This window comes from Curtobacterium sp. MCLR17_007, assembly GCF_003234655.2.
Taxonomy (GTDB): Bacteria; Actinomycetota; Actinomycetes; order Actinomycetales; family Microbacteriaceae; genus Curtobacterium.
The window spans coordinates 165,556-191,708 of the sequence record NZ_CP126271.1; the positions used below are offsets into that span (position 1 = coordinate 165,556).

Sequence of the window (26,153 nt, forward strand, 5' to 3'; positions counted from 1 at the left end):
CAGTGCAGCATGCCGGTACTCCGCGCCGGTGGCGGCCCCAACTCCCTCGGCCTAGGTCAGTCGAACTTCGGTGTGGTCACCTTGCAGTGGACGGGCTGCCCGGGCTGGCCCTGCTCCTCGGCGATCACGCGCTTGCCGTCGAGCAGGATGCGGCAGGTCGCCGTCTGGCCGTCCTCAGGGGTCGCCATGACGGAGGCCGGGTCCTCGGCGAGGACGATCGACTCGTGCGTCCAGGTCGCGCCGTCGTCACCGTTGCCGGCACCGGGCTTGGTCGACGCGGTTGACAGCGTCCGCTTCTCCGGCGCGTCGCCGCGGCTCTCGGAGCCGACGAAGGCGACGTCTCGCAGGGTGCTGGCGTCTGCGGTGTCAACGCTGACCTCGTAGGTGACGGCCCAGGCATTGCCGACCTGCTGGTGGATCTGGGCGCAGCCCGTCAGAGCGAGGGCTGCAGCGCCCAGGACGAGTGCGGCGGACGTGCGGCCGATGGTGGTGCGAAAGGTCATACAAACACAATCGCGGCCGGCCGATCGAACTTCGTCATGACGAAGGTTCGATCGAGTCCGACCGCGGTCGTGTTCGGGGTCAGCCGACCGGATGACGGTCAGCGTTCCCCTGGGGTTCAGCCGATGACGGTGATGTTCTCCGCCTGCGGGCCCTTGCGGCCCTCAGTGATCTCGAACTCCACCTTCTGGTTCTCTTCGAGGCCGCGGTAGCCGCTGCCCGAGATCGCCGAGAAGTGCGCGAAGACGTCGGCGCTGTTGTCGTCCGGGGCGATGAACCCGAAGCCCTTTTCGTTGTTAAACCACTTGACGGTTCCAGTTGCCATGATGGCGTTTCCTTAACTGTTCTTGCTTTCCATCGCGGTATGACACGCAGACGGAGCCTCGTCGTATGTCGACGAGGATGATGCGCCACGCGGGCAGGTGCCGGCGGGACGGGTGCGGGATCAGACGGTGGGTCGAAGACCCGGTTGCACTGACCCATGAGTCTGGTTGAGGGGCAAAACCACCTCGTCCAGACGTTGGACGCCGCCGAAGCGGTGTGACCAACGTAGCGTGTCTGGGGAGGAAGGGCCAGACGAGGTCGCCGGTATCCGGGGAAATCTGGTGAACTTGATGGTGATGGCAGAGAAGGAACAGCGATTCCGGAGCGAACAGCTCGAGGAAGCGCTTGCGCAGCAGGACGTGGCAGCGGTGGCGTACGCCCTGCGACATGACATCGTGATCGTGCCGCGGCTGGTCACCGGCAAGAAGGACATGCAGGTGCGCGTGTTCGGTCGGGAAGGGTCAGAGCAGCGCATCCTGCTGCTGTTCTCGTCGGCTGACGCGTACACGGCGATGGTCCCGGACGAGAAGGTCCGGCAGGTCATGGTCTACGACGCGGCTCGGCTCGAGGAGTTCCTCGCCGCGCACCTGGACACGCTCGAGGGTGTGTTCTTCGACATCGCGGGCCCGCACACGATGCAGTCGTCGCCGGCGGACCTGCTGGCCGCATTGCGCGCGTGACGCGGTGACCGCCGACTAGAAGGCGGCGTCGAGCTCGCGTTCGCGGACGGACTTCGTCATCGAGAACGCGACGCGCAGTGCTTCGCGCAGGTGTTCGGCGTCGGCGCCGAGCACGGTCGTGAAGCCGAGTCGTCGGGCCTCGTTCGCGCGCTGCTTGGCGCCGGTGGCGGGGCGGATCTCGCCGGCCAGGCTGATCTCGCCGATCGCCGCGAGCGTGTGCGGGTACGGACGGTCGCGTGCCGCGCTGGCGAGGGCCAGCACGATCGCCAGGTCGGCGCCGGGTTCGGTCAGCTTCATGCCGCCGACCGTGGAGACGTAGACGTCGGCGTCGGACAGCTTGATGCCCGCACGGCGTTCGAGCACCGCGAGCAGCATCGCCACGCGTGAGGAGTCCACGCCGTTGACGACCCGGCGCGGCTGCGGCGCCGAACTGGGGACGACGAGTGCCTGGACCTCGACCGGGAGCGCGCGCCGTCCCTCCATCGCGACCGTGATGCACGTGCCGGACACGGGCGTGCCGTTGCGGGACATGAACAGGCCACTGGGATCCGGGACCTCGTGGATGCCGTCGCCCGCCATGTCGAAGCAGCCGACTTCGTCCGTGGGGCCGAAGCGGTTCTTCAGCGCGCGGACGAAGCGGAGTGCGGTCTGGCGGTCGCCCTCGAAGTGGCAGACGACGTCGACCAGGTGCTCGAGCAGCCGAGGACCCGCGATCGAGCCGTCCTTGGTGACGTGCCCGACGATCAGGACCGGCAGGTTGCGCTGCTTGGCTTCGCGGATCAGGGTCGATGCGACTTCGCGGACCTGGGAGGTGCCGCCCGCGATGCCGTCGACCGAGGCCGAGGAGATGGTCTGCACCGAGTCGGCGATGAGCAGGTCGGGCTGGACCTGGTCGATCTGGCCGAGGATGACGCCGAGGTCGACCTCGCTCGCCAGGAAGAGCTCGTCGTGCATGGCGCCGGTCCGCTCGGCGCGGAGGCGGACCTGGTCGACGGACTCTTCCGCGCTGACGTAGAGCACGCGCTTGCCGGTCGCCGCGGCACGCGAGGCGACCTCGAGCAGGAGCGTCGACTTGCCGACGCCGGGCTCGCCGCTCAGCAGGACGGCCGCACCCGGGACGATGCCGCCGCCGAGCACGCGGTCGAATTCGCCGATGCCGCTGGTCCAGCGCGGGACGGCTCCGACGCGGGCCTGGGTGATGGGCTGCGCGATGCGGGTCCCCGTGACGGCGACGGCACTGGTGCCACGAGCACTCGCCGTGACGGCCGAGGTGTCCTCGACCGTGCCCCAGGACTGGCACTCACCGCAGCGGCCGACCCACTTGATCGTGGTCCACCCGCACTCGGAGCAGCGGAACGTGGACTGGGGGCGGGCCATGCGTCGAGGTTAGGCGTCGCCGCCGACATCAACCGACCGCTCCTGCGACCCGTCGGCGCGGGTGTCCTGCGCCCCGACGGCAGGGATCGACCCCGTCACGCGGTCGCGCAGGCGGTCGATGCGGTTCGGGCGGTGCGCGTGCTCGAGCTCGTCCACGTCTGCCGTGTCCTGCTCGGCGCGCGCGTTCGCGACGGCTCCGGCTTCACGCCCGAGGTCCTCGGCCTCGCGTGCCGACAGGTAATGCCGGATCGCGGCCACGGTGTCGACGCGGGCGTCGATCGCGGGCTCGAAGGCGCTCGCCCAGATCTCGTAGCCACGGTCGTTCGGGTGGAACAGGTCGCCGTAGGTGTTGAAGAACGTGCGCCGGATGCCGACGCGCTTGGTGATCGCGTGCAGCGGGGCGACCGTCAGCCCGAGTTCGTCCGCGACGCGGTGGATGATCTCGTTCGCGACAGCGACCTTGCGCTCACGGTCCGGCGAGAACATGCACGGCAGTTCGGCGACGACCGCGTGCGAGGGCACGGCGGCGTAGATCGCCCGGATGTTGCGCTCGAACTTGTCCGGGTGGAAGTCGGCGATGTCGTTCGCGCCGATCGACACCGTGCAGACGTCGGGCGTGAAGTTCCGGAGTTTCGGGAGCTGGTCCTTCTTCGCGCCCCAGGTCGTCGCTCCGGACACGCTGAGGTTCGCGACGCGGACGGTGGTGCGGGAGCGGTGCTTGATGCGACGTGCGAGCAGCCCCACGTAGCCCCGTGACGGTACCGTCGCGCCGACGCCCTGGGCTGCGGAGTCGCCGATCGCCAGGTACGTCAGCTGTCCCTCGTGGTGGAGTCGCTCGCGCCACCACTCGGCGTGGGTCGGGAGCATCTCGACGACGCGTTGTGAGGCGGCGCGCTGTCCCTTGACGCCGGCCCGGGCGCCGATGGCCGCGCCACCGGCGACCACGAGGCCGCCGCCGATCGAGGAGAGCAGTGCGATGAGGGTGCGGGACTTCATGACGAGGACGGTACGCCCGCGGGACTCGTCGGATCAGAGCAGATGCTGGGGGTGGGGGACGGGCCCTGGGGCCGACCATCTGTGGAGGGCGGGCAGCCCGCGGTGTCGCGAGGGGCCTCCCGGATCGTGTACCCTCGATCCCGGTACCGTGTCCGAGCGGCCGAAGGATCATGTCTCGAAAACATGTGTGGGGGCAACTCCACCGTGGGTTCAAATCCCACCGGTACCGCCATCGAAAACCCCCGTTCACGCGGGGGTTTTCTACTTTTGCGGAGCGTCCCTGGTGCATCTCTGGTGCACTTCCTTGGTGCCCTGCTTCAAAGTGCGCCCCCGCGACCGCCTGCCCTCGGCAGGTCAGTTCGGCGGGTTCCTCCCAGGCTGGTGCCCAGATCTACTCGCCAGTTGCACGAGCGGGGGTGGTGAGCGGAGGCGCTCGCTTGTGCCCCTCCTGCTGCGGGTCGAATCGAACGCCACCACCGGCTCGCGTGGCACAGCGTCCTTAGCAGTGCCCACATGTGCGGCAAGGTGTCGAGAGGGGCCCTGAAACAGCGTGTGCTCGGCACGTCGCGACCGTAGCTGTGTGGCGTACCCCACAAAAGCATCGTCCCGGCGACGATACGAAGATGCGACGATCGCGGGCGCCGCCGTCCTGCCGACCGGCGACTCTCAGCCTCGAACGGAGCGCCTGTGGAGGTTCTGGCTCTCATCTGTGAGTATGAGTCGCGTATCGCGCTAGAAAGACTGGGCAAGGGAGACAGCTGCGTGTGGTCAGACAACGAAACCGATAAAGACTTCCTCAATTTCGGCGGCGTCGCCGAGTCCATCGCGCAGATCGTCATCGATGCCGACACGCGTCCCGTCTCGATCGGCGTTTCAGGTTCCTGGGGTGTCGGCAAGTCATCAATGATCAAACTGACGCAGGCAGCGCTGAAGCAGCGAGCTGGCTCAGACGACTTCGTTTTCATCGAGTTCAACGCCTGGTTGTACCAAGGATACGACGACGCACGGACCGCGCTCCTTGAAACCATCGCTGAACGGCTGATTCAAGAAGCGACGGCTCGAGAAACCGGACTGGATAAAGCCAAAGACTTCCTGAAGCGCATCAAATGGCTTCGGCTCGCCAAGATAGTCGCGGTTCCCGCTGTAGCTGCTGCGCTGGGCTTGCCTCCGGTTGGGCTGGGAGGGGAAGTCGCGGCAATTATCGACGACATCAAGGATGGTGACGCTGACGAACAGACCCTGAAAAGCGCCGTCACTGCTGCAAAGGCAGCCGCAGCCGCGGGCCGTGTCCTGCTTGACCCTAAGGAGGACTCCTCACCGCCGAGGCAGATTGAAAGGCTGCGGGAATCCTTCGAGGAAGCGCTAGAGGAAATGGGGGTCACCCTCGTGCTTCTCGTCGACGACCTAGATCGATGCTTGCCTGACACCGCTATCTCGACCCTTGAAGCGATACGGTTGTTCCTCTTCCTCCGCCGGACTGCATTCGTTATCGCTGCCGACGATGGCATGATCAAACACGCGGTTCGCAAGCACTTTGGCGATCTTACGGACGAGTCGCTCGTTACAAACTATTTCGACAAGCTTATTCAGATTCCGATTCGCGTGCCCGCGCTTGGCACACAAGAAGTGCGCGCATATATGATGATGCTTTTCATCGAGAATAGCTCCCTCAGTGATGACGAAAAGGATCGCCTCAGGGCTGCGTTGGCCGGCCGACTCAAAGAATCATGGCGCGGCAAGAGTGTCAATCGCGCCTTTATTCGTGATCAGGGAGTCGAGCTTCCTGCGCCGTTAGTTCTTCAACTCAATACAGCCGAGCGGCTTGCTCCTGTTATGACATCCGCAAAGGGGATCGCAGGCAACCCCCGCCTAATCAAGCGGTTCCTCAACGCTTTGGATATTCGATTGTCGATTGCGAAGGCCCAAGGTATCGATGTTGATGAGCAAGTACTTGCGAAGCTGCTTCTCTTCGAGCGGCTCGCTACTCCTCAGGCGTACGCCGCATTGACGGCCGCGGTGAACGCCGAGGGTGACGGCAAGCCCAGGGGTCTTGGGGAGTGGGAAGTGGCCGCAGCCGCAGGCGAATCACTGGACCTCGATGGTCCCTGGGCAGGCCCGTTTGTGGCGGACTGGATCGGCCTCGCACCGCCACTTGCCGACGAGGACCTCCGTGGCGCCCTGTATGTGGGGCGAGAGAATGCACCATTGATCACAGGTGAAGACCGTCTCTCGTCGGAAGCTGCTGAACTCCTGACAGCCCTTATTGAGGAGCCAGGTGGTGCTGCGCTTCTTACCGACAATCTCGCCGCTCTTCCGCGGCCGGAACTGTCGATCATTATGGAGCGCCTCTTGGCAAAGGCCCGTCAGGAAACCTCATGGGGAACGCCACCCGTGCTCGATGCCTGCTTGGCTATAGCTGAGGTCGATCCGGAAGGCCAGGGTCAGATCCTCGCGGGGTTCCTGGGAGGGCGACCAGCTGCGCAGATCAGCCCGGGCATCGTCCCGAGAATCGCGCAATACCCCTGGGCAAAAGTGGTGTTCGGAGCATGGAACGCCTCCGACGAAATCGACGCGCCTGTGAAGCGGGCGATCAAGCAGAGGACGGAACGTGGGAACGTCTAAGAGCAGCACCGGTCCAGGTGCAGGCGTTTCGCTCGTGCCGCCGTGGGCCGACCCGCCGCGGGACGATGCACCACCGGTCATCGGCGACCCCGCGGCTGATGAGGGCCAGTCGGCACCGGAACCACCAGCAGCTGACCCGAAGGCGGCACCTGCTCGTTTTCGTGCAACTCGAAGCAACGCGACGCGCTTCGCGCGCTCAGGGGACACAGACGCGCTTCGCCGCTCCCTTTCTCACTACGTAACTTCCGGGTACGGCGGCAGCAGAACGCTCACGCGCCGACTGTCTGGCACGGCTCGCACAGCTGGCAGGCTTTCGTCGCTTCTAGGCTCCGCACCGGGTGGCGACGCCGCTGCTCTCCGTGACAGGATCATCGCCAACAGTGGGAACGCGGACGCGATCCTCAACGCAGTCGTCGAGGCGGTCGCGCCAACCGACGGCACTCAGGACACCGAGGCTGCCCGGTTCTCTGTGCACACCGCCCTGAGCGACTTACTCGGCAGATTCCCCGACGCCGACCTCATCGCACTCTCAGATGCGCAGCGCGACTTCGTCATTGAGCGGTATACCGCGCTCGACGTCACAAATCGTTTCCTGCTCGATGTCGGGAAAACGATCCGGGACAAGGCGCCTGACGCAGTAACCGCAGCTCGCCGCGCACGCCAAGTTCGGGAGTTCATCCAACAGGAGATCGCCGCAGCCTTCCGCGCCGTACGAGCCAAGGGGAGACCGGTGGACTCCAACGGCGTGTCGGTGCTCGTTCGGGATGCGCTGCGTGAGGCTTTTACAGTATTTGAGGACTACACGTCATGAGATTCCAAAGTGGACCGGCGACGTCGCTGCAGAACCTTGGCGATGCAATCCCAATCTCTCTCTTCGCCGTGCCGGACCTAGATGCCGGGGCTACCGCTGGCAAGGCAATACGTGAATCAGTGCAACACCGCGGTCTCGCACCAGACCCCGCCGCCTGGGACTTTCTTGCTATCGCGTTGTCCGTGATCACTGCTGACGGCATCAGCCGTCGAGGGGATAGCCCAGATGGATGGACGCGCGAGATCGCGATCGACATCGCCGTCAGAGAGCCAGAGGCCTGGGCCTCGCAACTTCTAGGCCTTAACCGTGCGCTGGGATTCCTGACCACGGACAGGTGGTCGCTGTCCGTCCGGGATGGAGGGGACGCGATCGACGTTCCTCTCGAGCCGTACCGTTACGACGTCGACGCGGTGGCCCTACTTTCAGGTGGCCTAGACTCTCTCATCGGTGCGATCGACCTGACCGACTTGGGCTCGAAGCTGCTCGCAACGAGCCATGTCGTGCGTGGGGATGCCGAGAAACAAGAACGTTTTGCGCGTGAGCTGGGAATCGAGCACCTGCCGCTCAATCATAACGCCAGTACTGAACGATCGGTAAAGGAGACATCTCAGCGCGCGCGATCACTGATCTTTCTCGCGTACGCCATTGTTGCCGCGACCTGCACCGACCGATATCGGGCGGGCGAGACCGTTCCGATCTATATGTGCGAGAACGGATTTATTGCTATCAATCCTCCGCTCACTACGTCGCGGATCAGCAGCCTCAGTACTCGCACCGCCCGGCCAGAGTTCCTGAACGCCATCGAGCGAATCCTTCGGAACGTCGGGCTCAACCTTCAAATCATCAACCCTTACCTTCTCAAGACGAAGGGCGAGATGATGCAGGAGTGCTCGGATCAATCGAGACTCGAGGCACTGGCCCATGTGTCGACGAGTTGCGGACGATTCCAGAGGTTCAACTACACGCACTGCGGGCGCTGCGTCCCATGCCAGATCAGACGAGCCTCGTTTCTTACTTGGGGCCACGATGATCCAACGCGGTACTACTTCCACGAAATCGGCAAGCTAGACTCCGAACACGCTGGCTTCGACGACGTGAGATCGGTCGCAATCGCTCGCCTCGAGATCGAAGAGGCTGGATTTGATCGCTGGGTTGGGCCGACGCTCAGTTCATCCGCCTTCGCTGACCCCGCGCCGGTCGCGGCGATGCTCAAACGCGGCATGCTCGAGCTTGGAGCACTTCATGATGCTTATAGGATCAGATGATCGACTTTCATTGCCATCTAGACCTCTATCCGAACCCCGACCCTGTCGCCACAGCTGCGTTCGAACGAAATGTGGGGATCGTATCGGTCACCACGACGCCCTCTGCTTGGCCGGGAACAGCAGAACTGGGTAGTAAGTATCCTCACGTTCGAACAGCTCTAGGCTTGCACCCTCAACTGGCCGAAGAGCGCGAACATGAACTGTGGCAGTTCGATCGATATCTCGTCGAAACTGACTTCGTCGGGGAGGTAGGACTCGACGGATCTCCCGATCTCCGCGCAACACGGGACGCTCAACTACGCGTCTTTCGACACATTTTGCGGAGTGCCCGCGAGGCGGGGGGAAAGACGGTGACCGTTCACAGCAGGCGGGCTGCCAGCGCTGTCCTCGATGAACTTGAGGTTCTGCCTCCCGGTCTGGTGATTTTGCACTGGTTTTCCGGGACAGCTGGTGAGGCGCGGCGGGCGTCAGAAGCAGGTCACTACTTCAGTGTTGGTCCTGCGATGCTCAGGGGAGCAAAGGGCCGCAGCCTCTTGAGCACGATTCCTCGCGATCGGATCCTGCTCGAGACTGACGGACCGTTTACTCGGATCAACGGCAGGTCTCTGATTCCGACGGACATTCAGGACTGTCTTGAAGAGCTGTCGCACTTTTGGGGCCTTCCTCTGACCGACGCGCGTCTCGTCGTTCGCGAGAACGAACGACGTGTGCTCGCAACTTCAAATTAGGAACCGTTCCGTATCCGGCGGGCTGGAGGCGGAGGGGATGACGTCGCGGCAGATCGAACATAAGAGCTTCAAATCGGCAGCAACGAGAACAGCCGGCCACCCGTCTGGGTGGCCGGCTGTTTTGCGTGGGGAGTGGCGTCAGTGTGCGGCGTCGTACGCGTTGCGGACGACCTGGCCGATTCGGCCGCGCGAGGAGACCTCGTGGCCGTTCGCGTTGGCCCACTCGCGGATCTTCGCGAGCTCGTCCGAGTTCCCGCGCTTGGGCGCGCTGCCGCTGCTGGTCCGCCCGGACCGGCCGCTCACCTTGCGAGCGGCGGCAACGTAGTCAGAGAACGCTTCGCGGAGCGCGTCAGCGTTGTCGTCAGTCAGGTCGATCTCGTAGTTGCTGCTGTCGAAACCGAAGGTGACGGTACGGCCCTTGTCGTCTTCAATGGTGTCGCCGGTGAGGTCATCGACGAGGTGCGTGGTGACTTTCTGCGCCATGGGAACGCCGCCTTTCAGTAGGGAGTGTTCGTCTACTGTCGCAGACTGATGCTCGTCCCTGTCCGACCAGTAGCGGTTGTGGCTCCTTTTTCAGCCTGGGAAGACCAGCGGTCGCAGAGCGAGGCGGACCAGTAGAGGGCCTTCCTCGTCTTGGTGCTGAAATGTGAAGGCAATCTCGTCCGGGGTGGCGTGAGAACGAATCAGCACGAGGCTCGCCCGTTCCATCGCTCGGACGAACCCGTACTCGGCTTCGCTGCTCCGTTCGTGCTGAAAGATCTCGAGCACGATTCCGGGCGACTTGGAGTAGACGTGGATTCCCATGTGGGGCAAGGCGTATATCGCTCCGATGTGACGTATCAGGATGCTTCCGTACCGGGTGCGGTACCTCGCTTCGACGGGGACCCATGCCGCTTCCTCCGCGGTCACGCGGCCACCCTTCGAGTAGTAGCTACCCGGTGTGCCGGTATCGAGCGCCCTGACCGCATCGCTCCAGTCATGATGCGACACTCCTGCAAGGATGACGGCTGCGTCGATGCCCTCCCGGAACAAGACGACGCCCCGGTTACTCGGCCCGAACCGTAAAGCGGGGATGCCGTTCCGCCAGGTGCCGTCGTCGAATTGAGGGGTAAGCGACGCAGCGAGCTTTGGGATGTCGAGTCCTGTGCCCGGATGGATGATCAAGACTTGCTGGCCGGGTTCGACGTACTGGATGGAGTGCTCGGTGCTCCCGGGGGTGTGGCCGGATGCGATCGTCCACAGGCGGTCGAAGATGGCGCTCTCGAAGACCCACTGTTCCGTGGACGGCGTCATGAGTTTCGAGTCCGCGTGCAGGAGCTCGCTCGCTCGCTGTTCCGTCATGCCGGTTAATTCGCTCAACGTTTCCGTATTCACGGACCAGATCGTTGCACCTGTTGGCAAGGCGCGCAACGTCGAGAGGTTGAACGGAGCGCGGATTACGAATTCTCGTTCGTATACGAGGAGATTTGGCAATGTTTCCCGCTTTCGACATAGCGACGGGAGCGCGACGTGCAAAGCCCGAACCTCACGCTCGAGGTCAGCCTCAGGTTTCTCAACCTGCCCAATCACGTACGCGCCCCTCGATTCCCGGATGATTCGCAGGAATATCAGACAATGCTCGTTGACGAGCATAAATTGCAGGTCGCTCTGCTCCAGAGAGCGCTTCGCGAGAGCGGAGCCGCCCTACGGTGTCCGCGGTGGAGAACTGGGCGGGCATCCTCGAGGGATGTTGATAGACGAACTCCGCCTGCGGTTCATGCGGCGGCAGCTCGGTATTGGGTGGGCTCGTCGGCGGTCGCCGTCCCTCGGTTGCATGATCACGCCGCACCCAGACACGTTTATCGGCGGCCGGCCGGCGACGCCCGTCGACTGGATTACCGCAGGCCAGGACGTGCAGCCGCTGCTCGACCTGCTTCGGATACGGCGTCGGACGTGAGGGGCATGCCACCGGCCAGCCCCTCAGACTCCGAGTCGTGGGAGGGCAAGGCTCCTCGAACGGCAGGGCCGCAGGTCACCGATCCGGTGCTGGTCGGCCTTCTGGAAGCGATCCACTCCGGGTCGCTGCGTCCGTCTGAAGCGATGGCGCTGACGCGGGACCACATCAGAACCAGCCGCCCTAACAACGCCGACGACGCAACAGCCACGCGAGCGATCGCGCTAGCGGATGCCGCCCATGGCGCTGAGGGGATCGCCGTCATCGATCCGTATGCCCGTGAAGTCGCGCGGTGGGTCGCCGAGGGACGGATGAGCGGCGACGAAGCGGTTGCCTTCGTTGACGCACTCGTCGATGCCGGTGCATACCTCGCGGATCTGGATGGGCAGCCAGGCGCGGGCTACCAGGCTGCGATTGCGCAACTGGGCGTCGATCCGATGGGAGGGGTCGAACGCGGCGACGTCCGGAAGCCCGTGCGCTCGGCTCGCCGTCCCGAGGATCCCCAGTCGGAAGATGGACGCCTAGCGAAGTCCGTCACTTCGGCGCCTAGCGACCTGGGTGCCGCGCAGTTCCCCTCCGACTCAGGCCTGAACACGCTCTTTGACCGGATCGGGCCGTTCTATGACGCCGCTGGCCTACGGGACTCGTTTCACATCAGTAGCGAGGCAGTTGACGCGCAGGTTCGAAGCGGAGGACTGATCGCCGTTGTGACTGCGGACGGCTTCCGCCTCTTCCCCGCGTTCCAATTCAATGCAGTGGGCCGGCCCCTCCCTCGACTGCACGAGGTGCTCGCGGGGCTTGATCCGACTCAGGTCGACCCATGGGGCGACGCCGTCTGGCTGAACGCTCCGAGCGATGACCTCGACGGCCTCACCCCCGCAGCCACGCTACGAACCGCACGAGCCGACGACGTGATCCGCCTCGCCCGTCAAGCAGGAGCCTTCCGATTTGGATGAAGCATGTCGGGCGGCAGCGTGCTGGCGCACTTCGCCGGCCGGACCGTTGAGATACGGACGCGACCCGATGCGAGCCTCGTCGACGGCGATCGCTTCGACGGCCCATGTGCCTGTCGTCTGCATCACGGCGTCGAGGATCAGGTGGGCCACCTCCTGTCGCCTCCACCGCATCCACGACGCCCGAGTCTCCGATGGTTGACCGGCATCAGCGTGTTGATGAGCGCATCGGGGTACTGGGTGATCCCCACGCAGACCTGCAGTGGATCAAGCTCGCAATCCGGAACCTTCACCGTGCCGGCATTCGGCAGATTCATGTGCTTGGCGACTTCGGCTTCCTCTCCACTGGCAGCCGGCACGAGCTCGACCGGCTCCGGCTGCTCACGATGCAGCTCGAGTCCCGGGACATGTTCTTGTACGTCACGGGCGGGAACCACGAGGGGTACCCAGCACTGCAGCGCTTGTTCCCGGTGGACGAATGGGGGTACCGGAGGCTCTCACGGCGGATCATCTGGCTCCCGCGCGGATGGCACGGAACAACCGCTGTCAGCACAGTCGTTGCAAGCCTCGGCGGCGCCAACAGCATCAACCGCGGCCGCCGTAACCCGTCGGTGTCAGGACACGTCGCTACCTGGCACCCGGAGGAACAGATCACCGAACACGACCTTGAGATGCTCGGATCGGGTCCGGTGGACATCCTTCTCGGCCACGACGCACCCATCAGCAAAGCACACAAGCGGCACACGGCAAGACAACGACGAGCCTGGACTCCCGACGGCCTCGCCTACGCCGCAACCGGCCAAGCCATGTTCCACCGCAGTGTCCACCAAGTCCGCCCGAAACTTGTCCTATCCGGGCACTACCACCACTACCTCGACACCACCGTGCGGCTCCAACCACACGGCGGCGAAAGCGCCACGGTCCGGAGCGTGATCCTGGACCGCAACCGCACCGCCCACAGTGTCGGCATCGTCCACGTCGATCAGCTCGAGGTCGACCTACGGCCTGCCCTGCCGCCTGGCCTCCGACGTGACCGCACCCCCGCAGGGAAGGGCGATTCGCTGCCTCACCGGCGCCGCTGACTTCGAGAGCCGCATCCGCATCCGCGAGACGAGAAGCTCGAGCCAGCCGCGTTTCGCGAATGACGCGGCTTGCATAGCCCGTGGCGAGCACGGAAAAGTTGTAGAAGCCGTGCAGGAGCATCGCTCCGATGAGGGTGCCCGCGACGCGGCGGAGGACATAAAGGCCGGTTCCGAAGGGGGACAGCGCTGAACCCCCGGAAGCTCATCGACCCAGATCCTGCTCGGCAAGAGCATGAGCGCCGTGGATCAGCCCAAACGCCAGCGACGACAGGAGCCATACCCATCCCTCGTCCAGCCGGGAACGCAGGCCGGTGAGGGTCCTGGGGTCATTTGATGGCGCGGTTTCAAGATTGAGCCAGGAAGCGTGGTGTCATTCGGTGGCGCGGGGTCGAGATTGAGCCAGGAAGCGTGGGATCATTTGGTGGCGGGCGGTGGAGACTGAGCCCCGAACCGTGGGGCCATTGGTGGCGCGCGGTCGGAATTGAGCCCGGAACCGTGGGGTCATTTGGTGGCGCGCGGTCGAGATTGACCCCAAACCGTGGGGTCATTTGGTGGCGGTCACGTTCCGGGTCATCCTCAACGGGCGTGCTCGAGCGGTTGCCAGTGGCTGCGCGTGTGCGCGTTTCAGGCTTCGCCGTCGCGGAGCCGTTGTTCGACGCGGCCGTGGACCACGTCAGAGTAGCCATTCCGCTCGATTTCACGGCGGATGAGGACTCGTATCGACATACCTGCGTCGTGCTGACGCTCCCACCAATCGAGTACGGACGTGTCGACCTTCGGGTCGAGATTCGCTTGCGCTCGGACGTACGGACCGTGCTCTCCGTGCTGGCCATCGTGTCCTCTTCCGATCAGGGGTCTCACCCCAGTGTCCCGTCCGCGTCGAGTGCCGTTATAACGACAAGCCGATCCATCCGCGTTCGCGCCCCGAGATGGGGGTTCGTGCCGCGGTCGCGACTCTGACTGGATGGACGCATGGATACGCACGAGGGGAACGCGGCCGGCACGTCGGCGCAGCGTGAGTACGAGCGCCGGCGGGCGAAGGACGAGGCGAAGGTCCGGGAGACGTGGGGGAGTGGACGCATCGGCAGCATCGCGGTGGCCCTGTCGTCGGAGCGCCAGAGCACGACGGCGTGGAAGTCCGGCGCGACGGGGGAGTCGAAGGTTGGAGCTCACCTCGAGGCGATCGCCTCGGACCGGATCATCGTGCTGCACGACCGCCGCATTCCGCGGGCCAAGGCGAACATCGACCACATCGTCGTCACCCGCGCCGGCGTCTGGGTCGTCGATGCCAAGCGGTACCAGGACAAGCGGCCCGAGTTGCGCGTCGAGGGCGGTCTGTTCCGACCACGCGTCGAGAAGCTCATCGTCGGCGGTGACCGCACGAAGCTCGTCGACGGGGTGCTCCGTCAGGTGTCGCTCGTGAGGGAGATGCTCGGCCAGCAGGTGGGCGCCGTCCCCGTGACCGGTGCGCTCTGCTTCGTCGACGCCGACTGGCCGATGTTCGGCGGCTCGTTCCGCATTCGTGGCGTTGAGGTGCTGTGGCCGAAGAAGCTCGTCAGTTCCCGCGACCGAAGTCGCTGCTGTGAGCCGCTTCGCTCTGTGTCATCCTTCTGACTTCGCTATGTGGCGTGATCGCGTCCCGGTAGACGAGCCCGATGCGGTCACGCGGAAGGATCATCTACCCTCTGCAGCTCGCAGCGCGCGCAGGTGCACCGCGGCCCAGGAGCGAAACGGCTTCCACGCCTCGGTGATCTCGTCGATCGAGCGATCGGTTCCGTAGCGTCTCGGGATTTCGTCGCTCAGCTTGCCCTCGTGGCGCGGCAGGACGTCGGGGAAGTTCGCGCCGCGGATCACTACGAGCTCGGCTGAGAACGGCCCCATTCCGAGGATGCTCTGTACCTGGTCGAACGCGTTGGCCGGCTGCAACGAGCGGAGGTGCGAGCCGGTGAGCTGGCCGTCGAGAGCGGCTTCGGCGATCGCCCGCAGGTACTCCGCCTTGCGGTCCGGCAACGTGAGCGTCGTCGCGAGCAGGGTGGCCGGCGTCGGAAAGGCTCCGTCGTCGCCGAGCTGCTGCGTGAGCCGCGTCTTGATGGCCGCTGCCTGCCGGGTCTGCAGGCGGCGCGACAGCACCGACCACACGGCCGCCTCGTAGGGCGAGAAGAAGCCGCACGGTCGGAACCCGCGGAGCTGCGCTTGCGCATCCGCGATGACCTCATCGCGCGCCGCGACGTCGGACCAGCCGCGCCCGTCGATGTCGATTGACAGCAGTCGACGGACCTGGTCGGTCGCTGCATCCAGGTCCCCGGTGCCCTCGACCACGATGCGGACGGACGGCCCGTCTTGGGTGACGACGGCGTCCACCCGCTGCCAGTCCGTGTCGCACAAGAAGGTGGTCTGAATGCCCTGGGACAACGTCTGTGACGCGAGCTTGCCGGGGGCGAAACCCTCCCAGAATTGTCTGGTGATGGCGAGGGACCAGGGCCCGATGACCTCGTGGAGGGTCTCGAGTCGAGACATCGATCAGGCCCCGTCGCTCGACCTGACGGCGACGCCGTAGGGGGCGGTGGCCGTGCAACCGGAGTGTCCGGCCATGACCACGAATGGTGACGCATCGAGTTCGAGGATGTTCATATCGTTCACTTCCGTCTTCTCGAGAGGAACAGCCATCTCTCGGCGGTGCGTTGAGTCGTGCGAGTGCCCGGCAAAAATGGCAGATCGGTCAGTGCACCGACACCGCTGCCTCGGTGTCGGGCCCCTGGGGTAGCAGCTCTGACTTCGAACCACGGATGAACACGGCCGCGATGATCGACGCGAGCACCAGTCCGATCGCCGCAGCGAGGAACGCGACGGAGTACCCGCTGGTAAACGCGTCAAGTTGTGACCCGCCGGCGCCGAAGTCGGCCACGCGTGCGGCGTAGAGGGCGGTGAAGACCGACAGCCCGATCGACCCACCGATCTGCAACGCCGAGTTCAGCGTGGCCGAGGCAGCGCCGGCGTCGTGCGGCTCGACACCCGTCAGCGCAAGGTTCTGCAGCGGGACGAAGACGAACGCCATGCCAAGACCCAGCACGATCAACGCCGGCAGCACCTGCACCAGGTACGAGCCATCGGCAGTGACACGGCTGAGGTAGGCGAGGCCGACGGCGGAGACCAGCGGTCCGCCGATCATCATGGGACGCGGGCCGATGGTGGACAACAGCTTCGTCGCCACCGGCACCATGACCATGATGCTGAGCGTGATCGGCAGCGTCGCCAGGCCGGCGAGCAGCGGGTCCATCCCGAGCACGATCTGCAGGTGGAACGAGACGTAGAGCATGGCCCCGATCATCACGCTGCCGACGATCATCTGGACCAGGAACGCGCCACCGCGAACCGAGTCGGCGACGACCCGGAGCGGCAGCAACGGCTGCGCCACACGGCTCTCGATGACCACGAAGAGCACCAGCAGACCGGCACCCAGGGCGAGGAACCCGACCGTCTGGATCTGGCCCCAGCCCTGCTCGGCGAGGCTGAACCCGTACACCAGCGAACCCAGCCCGAGCGTGACCGTGACGGCCCCGATCAGGTCGTAACGGTTGTTGCCCGCGGTCTGGGACTCCGTCACCAGCAGCATCCCGCCGACGAGTCCCACGACCACGAAGAACACGTTCACGAGCAAGCACCAACGCCAGTCGGCGAACTCGGTGAGCACACCGCCGAGCACGAGTCCCACGGCCGCACCAGCGCCCGCGACCGCTCCGAAGACCGCGAAGGCGGTGTTCCGCTCCCGCCCGCTCGGGAAGGTCACGGTCAGCAGAGCCAGAGCAGCCGGGGCGAGCAGGGCTGCGAAGACGCCCTGGAGGCCTCGGGCCACGATCAGTTCGGTGCCGTTCTGGGCGAGGCCGCCGAACGCGGAAGCCGCACCGAAACCGAGCATCCCGACCAAGAAGGTGCGCTTGCGACCCCAGTAGTCCGCGACCCGACCGCCCAAGAGCAGGAGGGCACCGAACGCGAGGGCGTAGGCAGTCACGACCCACTGGCGTTCGAGGTCGCTGAGGCCGAGTTCCTGCTGCGCCTGCGGCAGGGCGATGGTGACGATGGTGCCGTCGAGCACCACGACGAGTTGGGTGAGCGCGAGGACGACGAGCGCCCACCAACGCTTGGGAGATGCGGATGTGCTGGGCGCGGTCCGCGACGACATGGCCATGGAAAAAACCTCCGGGCTTCGATTGGGAATGCCGGAGGTTTTCAGCCTCGGATCGACTGCGCTGGAACAGCAGGTCGACCACACCGATCGGAATCGGTCAGACCATCAGGGTACCCCACACCCCGGCCGGTCGCCCGACCTGCGGACCGCCTCGTCAGCGCTACGATCGACTCGTTCACCTTCGTGAAGCGGTCGCCCTGCTCGGGCGGTCCGGGGCTGGAAACCCTCGCATCCAGCCCCGTTGACTCTGCGTCGAATGACGTCGCGAGAGGTGGCTGGCGTGCGTTCCAAGCACAGGAAGCAGCCATGAGCATGCACACCCAACTCCCGTCCACCACCTCTGCCCTGACCGACCGGGTCGTCATCATCACCGGAGGCTCCAAGGGCCTCGGCGCAGCGATCAGCGCCCGCTGCGCGGCAGCAGGAGCCCGAGTCGTCCTCGTCGGCCGCAACGGTCAGGCACTGCGTGAGCACGCCGCGACGCTGGGGCAGGCTGCCAGCTGGATCCAGGCAGACCTGAACGACCCGGCGGCGCCGACCGAGGTCCTCGCACAGACCCTGGAACGCCATGGACGGATCGACGGGTTGGTCAACAACGCGGGCACCGCGCACTTCGCACCGATCGAGCGAATCAGCGCGAGTGACATCGACCTGACGATGTCACTCGACGTCCGCGCACCGCTGCTGCTTGCCGGCGCGGCCGCGCTGGTGATGCGTGAAGGCGGGAGCATCGTCAACGTCTCGTCCACATTGTCTGCTGTCGGTAGCCCGGCAACGGCGCTCTACGCGGCGGCGAAGGGAGCACTCGATGCGGCCACTCGCGCCTTGGCAGCGGAGCTCGGCCCCCGCAACATCCGTGTGAACGGTGTCCGGCCCGGTCTGACCCGCACCGAGGCGACCGAACTCGCCCACAGCGACGGCGTCTTGTTCGAGACGTACCGAGCAACGGTTCCCCTGGGCCGCACTGGGACCGGCGCCGAGGTCGGCGACGCGGTGGTGTTCCTGCTGAGCTCGGCCGCCGCGTTCATCACCGGGCAGACGCTGGCTGTCGACGGAGGGCACACCACCTCCAACCTCGCCGTCCGCCCATCGGCCGATCGGCACTAGGGCAATCGAGAACAGGCCCCTCACCCGCGTCGTTCAACCGAGCGACCGGTGCGGGCTCGGCCATGGGCCGACCAGATCACAGGCGCCGCCCGGTGTTTTCTTGGACGTCTCGATAGACGATCGGCTAGCGGACGGGGTGACCGAGGAGTGGCGTCCAGAGTTCGTACCTCCGACCGATGCACAGGCACGAGACCGGGTAGCAGGGTGGCTAGTCATGGGGAGCGCCGTGCGTCATCAACACGACCGACATGCGGTCACAGGACTTGCAGTCGTTGCCGCGTGGGTGCTGCTCTTCTGGGTAGCTCAAGCGCACTACGCTCCTCTCGAGGCCGCTTACCAAGCTCACCTCGACACCCTGAACAACCCGCCGATCCTTTAAGATCCACCCGCCCAAGTTGCCCTTGCTGAGTTCTTCGTGGGTACTGTGCTTGTGCTCGCCGTGCCAGCAGCTGCTACCGCGCTTTGCGCTGGGCTCAGCACCGCGCGGAACAGCCGAGGCGTGACTTGGGTGCGAGTTCTCGGGTGGACGACGTTCGCGATTGGTGCCGTCGGAGCGTTGCCCGCGCTCCTCGCTGGCCTCTTCGGTGCGGTCGGAGCGTTCTTCAACGCGCTGACTTTGCTTGGCTAACGACGCGCTCGGTGACGCGGATAGTTTCGCAAGCGGATCGGCTACCGAGACGGCTTGAGGCGAGCGTCAGGGCATGAGGTCCGGCACACTGTCGCCATGAGGCAGCACGACAACGACGACCTCTTTCCGCTTGGGCCTCCTGGCCGCCGCAGGCTTTCGACCCAGACTCCGCCGGGTTGGAAGGATCTTGCAGTCACCCTGACGTTGTTCGGTCTGAGCCTGCCGTTGCTCGTTGTCGGCTGGTTCGGCGTCCTGCTGTCGATGTTCGCCTTCGACGCGTGCGGGGGCGGAGGGTGCAACTACTCCGCCGGATCGATTGCCTATGTCGGCTTCCCGATCGCGGCTGTCGTCAGCATCGCGCTGTGGGCGTCGGTTGCTGAGCGCCGCCGACGCACCCGTCGTCGCGCGTGGGCCACTGGAGTAGCAGCGATCCTCACCATCGTCGCCCTGTTCGCTCTCGCTGCGACCGTCGTCCACTTTGCAGCACAGCCGAACTGAACTGCTCAGTCAGGCTGCCGGAGGCAGGCATCGACTTGCGTGCTCACGTCTCGCTGGCCGATCGGCTACCGGGCGAAGGACGCCAGCTTCATCGGGAGACGCAGTGTGCTTGGTGCTGGATCAGGTTCCGCTCAAGCGTTGTTGCTCATCAGGGCTTCCTCGTGCTGGACGAACCCGTCGGGCGCATCTGTTGACAGCCGGCCAGCGATCGTCGCGGCGAGGAGCGCGGCGAGGAAGGGCACGAGCGTAATCGCGGAGGAGACCGCCGCCTTGACTGAGAAGGCGAGCTGGGTTCCGTACACGCCGGTCGACAGCGGGAACACGAGGACCGAGGCCAGGACCGGCAGGAGCAGCAGCGACCAGGTCCAACCCGGCCGACGGAGGACGACGAGCCAGACAGCGAGCCATGCACCCGTGATGATGCCCAGAGAGAGTGCGGGGTGCACCGGCGGGTTGAAGAACCCGGTCTGGATCGACCACCACAGAGCCGTCACGGCCAGGACGACCAGCGCACCCATCGCCCGGCGGCGGATCGGCGCCCCGGTGACGAGGAGGACACTCGCGCTCACGGCGAGCCCGGGCACCACGGTGAGGACGATCGAGATCAGCAGGACCACCGGGACGCTGCCCGCGAGCCCGTTGTAGCGCTGCACGAGCCCGAGTCCCAGGCCCCCGGCCAGGAAGGACACCGCGGCGAGGACCAGGAGGACCGGGATCGTCGGGATCGTGTGCGGTGTGCTGCGGACGGAGCCGGGCATCGTGGTCATGGTGTTCCCCCAGGTGGATCGGTGGCCGGCGCGTCGGTGGAAGAGCGCCGTGGTGAGTGCGCCGAACGCGAGAGCGGTCGGCGAGAGGTCGAGCTCGTGTGCGTCACGGACGTCGGCGAGCCACTGCTCGTGTCGGGGGGCACGCTGCTCCAGCGGCGAGGCGGCGACGGCAGCGGAGACGAGCAGCCGGTCGAGCGCGCTCACTGGGCCACCGGCCGGTGCGTCGGACGGGCGGTCCCCGCAGTGCGTGCCGCAGCACGGGCCGCATCCCCGCGGGCCTGCACCAGTTCGCGCGCAGCCACCGCGCCGTCGGCCGTGAACTCGTGGAGTCGTCGCCGTGGACCGGAGCGGTCAGCGTCGTCATCCCACGAGGAACGCGTCCAGCCCTGTTGCTCCAGGCGCTCCAGGATCGGGTACACGGTGCCGGCCGGTCGTCCGGTCGCCTTGATGACGAGCAGCCCCCAGGTCGGTCCGTCGCTCGCGAGCAGTGCATCGAGCACCTCGAGCGTGGGAGCGGTCACGCGTCTGATCGGGTCCATCCCCTGAATCTACCTATGTAGTACAAGAAGGTCAAGGGCCTGTAGCAGCTTCTGTGGTGGGCGTCCGGTCGACCATCCCTACCCGGATACTCGGTGCATGCGACGCAAGAACCGGCACCCTGGCAGCCTCAGCAACTGGCCTGAACCACGTCCCGAGGTCTTCGAGATCGACCCGCGCGTACCGGCCGCATCGTCCTGGCCTCGCCGCGGCATCATCGGATCAATCGAGTCAGGTCCGCATCGAGGACAGATGGTCATCGCCCATGCAGCACGCGGATGGACCGGACGACTCGTCGGCTACACCCTGCAACTACCCGTCGACCAGATGTACGACGCCGACGAGTGCCACCTCATGGACGATGACGTCTTCGACGATCGGATCCCAGGCCGGGAGGGCGGTCTCGTCGACGAGCTCACCCGCCTCGTGGACGTGACGTGGTCGACCGACGAGGAAGCGGACGCCGCCATGTGGGCCGAGATCGACGCCCAGCGAGTCCGCTGGCGTGACGAGAAGAAGCGGGCCAAGCGCGTCCGGTAGGGGACCCTCATGCGGACAGCTGCGAGCTCCGTTCAGGGTGCCTGTTCTGCCGATACGCCGAGCCGCACCGCCAGCTCCATCGAGCGCAGACGAGCCGGTGAGAAGTCATAGGGCATGGCCTGGATCGCCTCCGCCGCGCTGGTGACCCGTGTGTCCTTCGCCGTGTCGGAGTCGGGCGCCGTGTCGGTGTCTTTGGGCAGGTGCAGTTCGTCCCAGGCATCGAAGAGAGCGTCGTCCTCCTCCAGCTGACCGGACTCCTCGATAACGCTCATCAGAGTGGTCTCGAAGGCGTGCCGCTCGGCCGCCACCTGCGCCACGCGAGGGTCATCGACGGCGACCGTATCGTCGAGTGCCGCTTCAGCGGCGTCGACGCGGTCGGACTCGGTGCGCAGTTCGGGGTGAAGGGCGAGGGTGAGGAAGCGGCTGGCCTGAGCGATGGCGCCGAGGGGACCGAAGATGCGCTCGGTGACCAGGAGGGTGTCGAGGTCGTCCTGGCGCAGCGAGCCCACGGGTGCGGCCTCGAGGCGGCTGGAAACGAAGTCGTCGAGCAGCCCCAGCCGGCTGCCGAGGGTACGCATGCGCTGCACGGAGCTCAGCTTCTTCTGCAGCTCGGCCATCTGCGCGACGAGGGTGTCCTCGAGCCGCGCGAGGACACCGGCGACCTCGTCGTCGCTGTCAGCGTCGGCGGGTGCGCCACCGGTGAACGCATCGCGGACGTCGTCGAGGGCGATGCCGGCGTCGGCCATGCGTCGGATCCAGAGCAGTCGGATGATCTCTGCATAGCCGTACCGGCGTCGACCGTCGCTGCCTCGCTTGCGCTCCGGGAGCAGGCCGACCTGGTGGTAGTGGCGGATTGCGCGCGGAGTGGTGCCGACGAAGGCCGCGGCGTCGCCGATCAGGACCTCACGGGGAGGCGTCGGGAATGGGTGCATGGCGGGCCTCCGGGCTGGGGACGAAACTTAACGTGCTTCGAGCAGACCACATGACGCTGCGGCAGGTGCAAGCCGATCTCACGTAGGACGCTGACGCCGGTCAGCTGGCGTGTACATCGCTCGCCTGCAACACCTGTTGTTGAGGGCTGCTAGATCAGTGGTGAGGATCGGCGACTTATTGCTTTACGGGCCGAAGATGTGACCGGTGAGTAATCCCTATCCGGACACCTTCGCAACGCGCTCAGCCGACGGCCTGAAGCCGGTCGACGGGGACCGCTATGCAACTAGACGGCACGAGCGATGCGCCCGGTCTCGCCTACCGGAGCCGCACACTGGGTGTTGTCAGCCGGTAGTGCGGGAGTTGCGGCGGTCGAGCCCGCGCGTCACGGCCCCGAGGACCCAGTCGATGAACCAGCCGACGAACCCGATGACCGGGATGAGCACGATGATGACCACCCATACGACCTTGTTGGTCCCGCTCCGGCGCCGATCACGAGCAAGCTGAACGAGCGCGACGATGATGAAGGCGAGATAGACGGCGATGACGAGCAGGTGCCATGCGGCGAGGTTGTTCACGGGCGCCGGGTCCTTTCGTATGTGGAGGGTCGAGAATCAAGGCCTGGTTGAACATTAGAAGGCGACCGCGGCTCGATGCGTCCCCCTGGGGTGTGACGCGACATCGGCACGACGGTACGACGAACGTCGGCCCGTCGAGGACGGTCCGGCACATCCAGGGCTCGGGACTCTCGACCGGGAGACGATCGTCGACCGGGGCTTGAGGGTCGCCGTCGAAGCCGTGCCGGGTAAGGGTCGGTGCATGGGGCTCAGGCAGCAGAGGGCCATGGGAATGAGCACGAGACCCGGCGTCAGCGTGGCCCGTGCTCAAGCGCACGGTGGACGACGGATAGCTGAATCGGAGTCAGCTGTTGCCTGACATGGAGCTCCAGCGACTCCCCGGCTTCTCGGGTCAGCCGTGTAGGCGTGAAGAACTGACGTAGCTCTCCGATCGTTTGCACCAGCGCATCCACCGCCGCTTCGATCTCTGCTCCTTGGGCGTCTTCGGTGAGGCCGAGGAGGACAGCAGCGGCCTCAACGACCTGTGGGACCTCTTGGCCTGCCAGAACCGCCTCTCCCGCTGACGCCCCCTCCTCGAGGAAGAGCTCGAGAACGACGGCGGCGTCGCGTTCAGCCTCCACGGATTCCGACGGCACGTCCTCCCGATCGCTTAGGGCAGCGATGTAGGCGTGGGCGTAGGCGGGCGTGTCCGCCTGACGCCCTTGTCGCTGTAGGTCCCCTATGGCTTCGCGTCGCGCTTGGAGCTCATCGATCTGTTCGGCGTATCGCGCGTCGAGCAGCGCTAGCTCCTCCTCGACATCCATCTGCGGATCAATGCGACCCAGCGGCACTCCGAGATCTGCCAGGCGTCGCACCCGGAGGACCCTCACGAGGTCCGCAGCTGTGTACTCCCGGTAGCCGTTCGTGGACCGCTGCGATTCAGGGACGAGGCCGATCTGGTGGTAGTGGCGAAGGGTGCGCACGGAAACACCCGCCAGCCGAGCAAGGTCGCTGCTTCTCACACGGGCACCTCTTCTCGCTCTCGGGTGACCTTCGTGAGCCATGGTGTCATCCGCCACAGTACGAAGGTCATTATGGCAAGCACTATGACAGGAACTACGACGACAGGGCCGGTCGGTGCCGAGACCGTCGCCAGCTCGCCGGCGAGGATGACCGGCACCAGGAGGACGGTGTTGTTCACGGCATGGATCAGGACAGGGACCTCCAGGCCCCCGGTCCGCTCTGCCAGGACGGCGAAGCTGATCCCGGCCGCGACGTAGTAGCCGACAGCCCAGCGGTCGGAGGCGCCATGAATCAGTCCGAACTGGAGCGCGGTGATGGTGGTGGCAATGATGAACGCGACGACCGGCCGGGCGAAGCGAGCCCCGATGGCTCGGAAGATCAGTCCTCGGAAAAGGAACTCCTCACCGGCCGATTGCAGGGGGATCGTGACTAAAGCGACCAGGCAGAGAACAATGTTGAGTGCCGTCCAGCGGGGAGAACCAGTTCCGAGTGAGGGCTGGATGATGAGCGCGTAGACGAGCCACGGAGGAAGGACGACAGCGGCCGCTCGCGCCAAGACGACCCAGCGGAAACGTCCCGCAATGGACGACAGCGCTCCCGGGGCGGCCCCGTAGGCGAGCTTGTGCAGCAGCATGCTCACGGGCACGAGGAGGGCGATGAGGAGGTTCCCAGCGGCCCAGAATCCGATCGTGAATGACGGGTTTGCGGGATCGAACGGGGTGACGCCGATCAGCTTGTCTACCGCCCTGCCGATCGGGACTGCCGCTACGCCAAGCAGGAGGACCATGATGACCAGGCCCCCGCCGGCGGCCAGGAGGGTGCGCCACAGTTGAGGCCGGTGCCTCAAGGACTGGACGTACCCGGAGAGACTGGATCGTTGTGCTGAAAGCCGTGCGTTCATGAGGGGTTCTTTCTGATGAGAGAGGGTGCACTCCCCAGGCAAGACCGTGACGCTACGTCGGAGTCAAGCGCGGACGGCGAGTTCCTCAGCCAGTTCCAGGTGCAACTTTGCTGGGCAGGAGGGCGTGCGGTGCTGACGCTCATCGCTGGCGAGACAGTTGACTTGCCGCTCCGGCAACACATAGTGTTGCCGATATGGAAACCCCTTCGAACGGTAACCCGTCCCAGCCCATCGACCCAATCGCCGCGCTTCAAGTCGCGAAAGACGCCCAGACCCGTATGGCCGCACGTGTCCGGTCCCCGTGGTGGGTGCACGTACTCCGGGGCCTCCTCGTCGCGGCTGTCGTCTACGGCCTCGGCGCCCCCGACAGCACCGCCTGGACGCTACTCGGCGTCGTCGGCCTCATCACCCTTTCCCGCCGACGCGTCCGTGACATCGGCATCGCTCGCGCAAACCCCGAGCGCTGGAGGTTCCTCGCCCTCGGCGCCCCGTGGTCGGTCATCGCCTTCGTGGTCATCGTCGCCGCGATGGTCTTCGGCGTCGTAGTCCGCGACGAGCCCCTCTGGCAGGTCAGCGCCGTTGCAGCCGTGGCCGGCATCGTCACCCTCGTCCTCGGACCGGTCGCCGACGCGGCAGCACGTCGCCGCATCGCCGAAAACCTCGGCCTGTGAGCTCCCCCGAGCCGGTATTCGACGCGGTCATCCACGCACCGCAACGACTCCAGATATGCGCCATGCTCGCCCGAGGCGGCGAGGTCGAGTTCGGCGTGCTCCGCGAGGGGCTCGACGTCTCGGATGCCACCCTCAGCAAGCACCTCCGCACCCTCACCGACGCCGGCTACGTCGACCTCCGCCGCGTCAAACGCACCCAGGGCCAAGCGCGCACCTGGGTCTCGCTGACCCCAGCAGGGTTGCAGGCGCTGCGTGGACACTTCGCGTTCCTGCAAAGTATCGCGCCGTAGAACCGCACCCGTCCCAGCAATGGATCCGCTACCGGACTCGGCAGCGTCGCGCACGCGGGCCACTGGCTACGACCGAGGTCACTGCCTCGCTGAGGCCCTCCTCCGCGCCGGGGCTTCCGGAAGTCTCCGTCTCACATAGCTGGTCCGCGATCTTTCGCACTGAAGGTGCGTCATGCGGACGTGTCATGCAAGCTGCCCGGTCCTGGCCTTGCGGGCAGGACCGTGGCGACACCCGCCCGCGCGCAC

The 26,153-nt window shown here is 65.7% G+C and carries 27 protein-coding genes and 1 tRNA gene; 14 read left to right on the forward strand and 14 right to left on the reverse strand.

Going from position 1 to position 26,153, the window contains the following annotated elements:
• Positions 1-56: 56 nt before the first annotated feature.
• On the reverse strand, positions 57-503 hold the full coding sequence (locus DEJ13_RS00860) for a hypothetical protein (protein ID WP_111108210.1): 447 nt from the start codon (positions 501-503) through the stop codon (positions 57-59).
• A gap of 116 nt (positions 504-619) precedes the next feature.
• Positions 620-826, reverse strand: coding sequence for a cold-shock protein (locus DEJ13_RS00865; RefSeq protein ID WP_056126521.1), 207 nt, complete (start codon positions 824-826; stop codon positions 620-622).
• Positions 827-1,121: 295 nt separating this feature from the next.
• Here DEJ13_RS00865 and DEJ13_RS00870 point away from each other — a divergent pair, with 295 nt between their 5' ends.
• The gene (locus DEJ13_RS00870) at positions 1,122-1,505 is read left to right on the forward strand and encodes an SseB family protein (RefSeq protein ID WP_181437157.1); all 384 of its coding nucleotides are present in this window, start codon (positions 1,122-1,124) and stop codon (positions 1,503-1,505) included.
• Between the two features lie 15 nt (positions 1,506-1,520).
• Here the strand turns inward: DEJ13_RS00870 and radA are convergent, their stop codons facing one another.
• Together radA and DEJ13_RS00880 are read right to left on the reverse strand one after the other, a co-directional pair.
• A complete protein-coding gene (gene radA, locus DEJ13_RS00875) occupies positions 1,521-2,882 on the reverse strand; it encodes a DNA repair protein RadA (protein ID WP_111108208.1) in 1,362 nt (453 codons plus the stop codon).
• Between the two features lie 9 nt (positions 2,883-2,891).
• Positions 2,892-3,878 carry an SGNH/GDSL hydrolase family protein gene (locus tag DEJ13_RS00880; RefSeq protein ID WP_111108207.1) on the reverse strand — a complete coding sequence of 329 codons (987 nt, stop codon included), beginning with the start codon at positions 3,876-3,878 and terminating at the stop codon, positions 2,892-2,894.
• A 142-nt stretch (positions 3,879-4,020) separates the two neighbouring features.
• Here DEJ13_RS00880 and DEJ13_RS00885 point away from each other — a divergent pair.
• The 5 genes from DEJ13_RS00885 to qatD all read left to right on the forward strand — a co-directional run bounded on the left by DEJ13_RS00885 (position 4,021) and on the right by qatD (position 9,304).
• Positions 4,021-4,110 (forward strand) — tRNA-Ser (locus DEJ13_RS00885).
• Between the two features lie 530 nt (positions 4,111-4,640).
• Complete coding sequence (locus DEJ13_RS00890; RefSeq protein WP_111108238.1) at positions 4,641-6,500, forward strand: KAP family P-loop NTPase fold protein; 1,860 nt, start codon at positions 4,641-4,643, stop codon at positions 6,498-6,500.
• The gene (qatB, locus tag DEJ13_RS00895; protein WP_111108237.1) at positions 6,487-7,311 is read left to right on the forward strand and encodes a Qat anti-phage system associated protein QatB; all 825 of its coding nucleotides are present in this window, start codon (positions 6,487-6,489) and stop codon (positions 7,309-7,311) included. Before DEJ13_RS00890 ends, qatB begins: the two co-directional genes overlap by 14 nt.
• Complete coding sequence (gene qatC, locus DEJ13_RS00900) at positions 7,308-8,576, forward strand: Qat anti-phage system QueC-like protein QatC (protein WP_111108236.1); 1,269 nt, start codon at positions 7,308-7,310, stop codon at positions 8,574-8,576. The genes qatB and qatC overlap by 4 nt, the downstream gene beginning before the upstream one ends.
• Complete coding sequence (qatD, locus tag DEJ13_RS00905; protein WP_111108235.1) at positions 8,573-9,304, forward strand: Qat anti-phage system TatD family nuclease QatD; 732 nt, start codon at positions 8,573-8,575, stop codon at positions 9,302-9,304. Before qatC ends, qatD begins: the two co-directional genes overlap by 4 nt.
• Positions 9,305-9,442: 138 nt before the next feature.
• On the opposite strand, the gene DEJ13_RS00910 is transcribed toward qatD, so the two are convergent.
• Together DEJ13_RS00910 and DEJ13_RS00915 are read right to left on the reverse strand one after the other, a co-directional pair.
• Positions 9,443-9,787, reverse strand: a complete 345-nt coding sequence (locus tag DEJ13_RS00910; RefSeq protein WP_111108234.1) for a histone-like nucleoid-structuring protein Lsr2 — start codon at positions 9,785-9,787, stop codon at positions 9,443-9,445.
• A 90-nt stretch (positions 9,788-9,877) separates the two neighbouring features.
• Entirely contained in the window at positions 9,878-10,936 is a 1,059-nt protein-coding gene (locus DEJ13_RS00915) for a hypothetical protein (RefSeq protein WP_146245339.1), read from the reverse strand.
• A gap of 309 nt (positions 10,937-11,245) precedes the next feature.
• Here DEJ13_RS00915 and DEJ13_RS00920 point away from each other — a divergent pair, with 309 nt between their 5' ends.
• From DEJ13_RS00920 to DEJ13_RS00930, 3 genes are all read left to right on the forward strand, one after another.
• Positions 11,246-12,193 (forward strand): hypothetical protein, encoded by a 948-nt coding sequence (locus DEJ13_RS00920; RefSeq protein WP_146245338.1) that lies wholly within the window; start codon positions 11,246-11,248, stop codon positions 12,191-12,193.
• A gap of 191 nt (positions 12,194-12,384) precedes the next feature.
• Positions 12,385-13,272 carry a metallophosphoesterase gene (locus DEJ13_RS00925; protein WP_181437160.1) on the forward strand — a complete coding sequence of 296 codons (888 nt, stop codon included), beginning with the start codon at positions 12,385-12,387 and terminating at the stop codon, positions 13,270-13,272.
• 972 nt (positions 13,273-14,244) lie between these two features.
• Complete coding sequence (locus DEJ13_RS00930) at positions 14,245-14,886, forward strand: nuclease-related domain-containing protein (protein ID WP_111108229.1); 642 nt, start codon at positions 14,245-14,247, stop codon at positions 14,884-14,886.
• A gap of 60 nt (positions 14,887-14,946) precedes the next feature.
• On the opposite strand, the gene DEJ13_RS00935 is transcribed toward DEJ13_RS00930, so the two are convergent.
• Positions 14,947-15,789: a DNA-3-methyladenine glycosylase family protein gene (locus tag DEJ13_RS00935; protein ID WP_111108228.1), complete on the reverse strand. Its 843-nt coding sequence runs from the start codon at positions 15,787-15,789 to the stop codon at positions 14,947-14,949.
• 202 nt (positions 15,790-15,991) lie between these two features.
• The gene (locus DEJ13_RS00940; protein ID WP_284158125.1) at positions 15,992-17,458 is read right to left on the reverse strand and encodes an MFS transporter; all 1,467 of its coding nucleotides are present in this window, start codon (positions 17,456-17,458) and stop codon (positions 15,992-15,994) included.
• 306 nt (positions 17,459-17,764) lie between these two features.
• Between DEJ13_RS00940 and DEJ13_RS00945 the strand changes: the two genes are divergently transcribed.
• Both DEJ13_RS00945 and DEJ13_RS00950 read left to right on the forward strand, forming a co-directional pair.
• Entirely contained in the window at positions 17,765-18,565 is an 801-nt protein-coding gene (locus tag DEJ13_RS00945) for an SDR family NAD(P)-dependent oxidoreductase (protein ID WP_284158126.1), read from the forward strand.
• A 724-nt stretch (positions 18,566-19,289) separates the two neighbouring features.
• Positions 19,290-19,691 (forward strand): hypothetical protein, encoded by a 402-nt coding sequence (locus tag DEJ13_RS00950; RefSeq protein WP_146245253.1) that lies wholly within the window; start codon positions 19,290-19,292, stop codon positions 19,689-19,691.
• A gap of 131 nt (positions 19,692-19,822) precedes the next feature.
• Here the strand turns inward: DEJ13_RS00950 and DEJ13_RS00955 are convergent, their stop codons facing one another.
• Entirely contained in the window at positions 19,823-20,662 is an 840-nt protein-coding gene (locus DEJ13_RS00955) for a hypothetical protein (protein WP_111107153.1), read from the reverse strand.
• The gene (locus tag DEJ13_RS00960) at positions 20,659-20,997 is read right to left on the reverse strand and encodes a PadR family transcriptional regulator (RefSeq protein ID WP_111107152.1); all 339 of its coding nucleotides are present in this window, start codon (positions 20,995-20,997) and stop codon (positions 20,659-20,661) included. The genes DEJ13_RS00955 and DEJ13_RS00960 overlap by 4 nt, the downstream gene beginning before the upstream one ends.
• 250 nt (positions 20,998-21,247) lie before the next feature.
• Between DEJ13_RS00960 and DEJ13_RS00965 the strand changes: the two genes are divergently transcribed.
• Positions 21,248-21,535, forward strand: coding sequence for a hypothetical protein (locus DEJ13_RS00965; protein WP_111107151.1), 288 nt, complete (start codon positions 21,248-21,250; stop codon positions 21,533-21,535).
• A gap of 32 nt (positions 21,536-21,567) precedes the next feature.
• Here DEJ13_RS00965 and DEJ13_RS00970 read toward each other — a convergent pair whose 3' ends face one another.
• The 4 genes from DEJ13_RS00970 to DEJ13_RS00985 form a co-directional block, all read right to left on the reverse strand.
• On the reverse strand, positions 21,568-22,467 hold the full coding sequence (locus DEJ13_RS00970) for a helix-turn-helix domain-containing protein (RefSeq protein WP_111107150.1): 900 nt from the start codon (positions 22,465-22,467) through the stop codon (positions 21,568-21,570).
• 342 nt (positions 22,468-22,809) lie between these two features.
• Positions 22,810-23,043 (reverse strand): PLDc N-terminal domain-containing protein, encoded by a 234-nt coding sequence (locus DEJ13_RS00975; protein ID WP_181437053.1) that lies wholly within the window; start codon positions 23,041-23,043, stop codon positions 22,810-22,812.
• A 290-nt stretch (positions 23,044-23,333) separates the two neighbouring features.
• Positions 23,334-24,086 carry a MerR family DNA-binding transcriptional regulator gene (locus DEJ13_RS00980; RefSeq protein ID WP_111107148.1) on the reverse strand — a complete coding sequence of 251 codons (753 nt, stop codon included), beginning with the start codon at positions 24,084-24,086 and terminating at the stop codon, positions 23,334-23,336.
• The gene (locus tag DEJ13_RS00985; protein ID WP_111107147.1) at positions 24,041-24,946 is read right to left on the reverse strand and encodes a CPBP family intramembrane glutamic endopeptidase; all 906 of its coding nucleotides are present in this window, start codon (positions 24,944-24,946) and stop codon (positions 24,041-24,043) included. Before DEJ13_RS00985 ends, DEJ13_RS00980 begins: the two co-directional genes overlap by 46 nt.
• 278 nt (positions 24,947-25,224) lie before the next feature.
• Here DEJ13_RS00985 and DEJ13_RS00990 point away from each other — a divergent pair, with 278 nt between their 5' ends.
• Complete coding sequence (locus tag DEJ13_RS00990) at positions 25,225-25,617, forward strand: hypothetical protein (protein WP_111107146.1); 393 nt, start codon at positions 25,225-25,227, stop codon at positions 25,615-25,617.
• The gene (locus DEJ13_RS00995; protein WP_111107145.1) at positions 25,614-25,907 is read left to right on the forward strand and encodes a transcriptional regulator; all 294 of its coding nucleotides are present in this window, start codon (positions 25,614-25,616) and stop codon (positions 25,905-25,907) included. The genes DEJ13_RS00990 and DEJ13_RS00995 overlap by 4 nt, the downstream gene beginning before the upstream one ends.
• Positions 25,908-26,153: the final 246 nt, after the last annotated feature.

Bases quoted from the DNA above. Each gene is read 5' to 3' on its own strand.
- DEJ13_RS00865 (WP_056126521.1), bottom strand. From the start codon at position 826: ATGGCAACTGGAACCGTCAAGTGGTTTAACAACGAAAAGGGCTTCGGG.
- qatD (WP_111108235.1), top strand. From the start codon at position 8,573: ATGATCGACTTTCATTGCCATCTAGACCTCTATCCGAACCCCGACCCT.
- DEJ13_RS00920 (WP_146245338.1), top strand. From the start codon at position 11,246: ATGCCACCGGCCAGCCCCTCAGACTCCGAGTCGTGGGAGGGCAAGGCT.
- DEJ13_RS00960 (WP_111107152.1), bottom strand. From the start codon at position 20,997: ATGGACCCGATCAGACGCGTGACCGCTCCCACGCTCGAGGTGCTCGAT.
- radA (WP_111108208.1), bottom strand. From the start codon at position 2,882: ATGGCCCGCCCCCAGTCCACGTTCCGCTGCTCCGAGTGCGGGTGGACC.
- DEJ13_RS00935 (WP_111108228.1), bottom strand. From the start codon at position 15,789: ATGTCTCGACTCGAGACCCTCCACGAGGTCATCGGGCCCTGGTCCCTC.
- DEJ13_RS00910 (WP_111108234.1), bottom strand. From the start codon at position 9,787: ATGGCGCAGAAAGTCACCACGCACCTCGTCGATGACCTCACCGGCGAC.
- DEJ13_RS00880 (WP_111108207.1), bottom strand. From the start codon at position 3,878: ATGAAGTCCCGCACCCTCATCGCACTGCTCTCCTCGATCGGCGGCGGC.
- qatC (WP_111108236.1), top strand. From the start codon at position 7,308: ATGAGATTCCAAAGTGGACCGGCGACGTCGCTGCAGAACCTTGGCGAT.
- DEJ13_RS00925 (WP_181437160.1), top strand. From the start codon at position 12,385: ATGGTTGACCGGCATCAGCGTGTTGATGAGCGCATCGGGGTACTGGGT.
- DEJ13_RS00950 (WP_146245253.1), top strand. From the start codon at position 19,290: ATGAGGCAGCACGACAACGACGACCTCTTTCCGCTTGGGCCTCCTGGC.
- DEJ13_RS00945 (WP_284158126.1), top strand. From the start codon at position 17,765: ATGAGCATGCACACCCAACTCCCGTCCACCACCTCTGCCCTGACCGAC.
- DEJ13_RS00940 (WP_284158125.1), bottom strand. From the start codon at position 17,458: ATGGCCATGTCGTCGCGGACCGCGCCCAGCACATCCGCATCTCCCAAG.
- DEJ13_RS00860 (WP_111108210.1), bottom strand. From the start codon at position 503: ATGACCTTTCGCACCACCATCGGCCGCACGTCCGCCGCACTCGTCCTG.
- DEJ13_RS00985 (WP_111107147.1), bottom strand. From the start codon at position 24,946: ATGAACGCACGGCTTTCAGCACAACGATCCAGTCTCTCCGGGTACGTC.
- DEJ13_RS00970 (WP_111107150.1), bottom strand. From the start codon at position 22,467: ATGCACCCATTCCCGACGCCTCCCCGTGAGGTCCTGATCGGCGACGCC.
- DEJ13_RS00930 (WP_111108229.1), top strand. From the start codon at position 14,245: ATGGATACGCACGAGGGGAACGCGGCCGGCACGTCGGCGCAGCGTGAG.
- DEJ13_RS00980 (WP_111107148.1), bottom strand. From the start codon at position 24,086: ATGGCTCACGAAGGTCACCCGAGAGCGAGAAGAGGTGCCCGTGTGAGA.
- DEJ13_RS00990 (WP_111107146.1), top strand. From the start codon at position 25,225: ATGGCCGCACGTGTCCGGTCCCCGTGGTGGGTGCACGTACTCCGGGGC.
- DEJ13_RS00965 (WP_111107151.1), top strand. From the start codon at position 21,248: ATGGTCATCGCCCATGCAGCACGCGGATGGACCGGACGACTCGTCGGC.
- DEJ13_RS00915 (WP_146245339.1), bottom strand. From the start codon at position 10,936: ATGCTCGTCAACGAGCATTGTCTGATATTCCTGCGAATCATCCGGGAA.
- DEJ13_RS00870 (WP_181437157.1), top strand. From the start codon at position 1,122: ATGGCAGAGAAGGAACAGCGATTCCGGAGCGAACAGCTCGAGGAAGCG.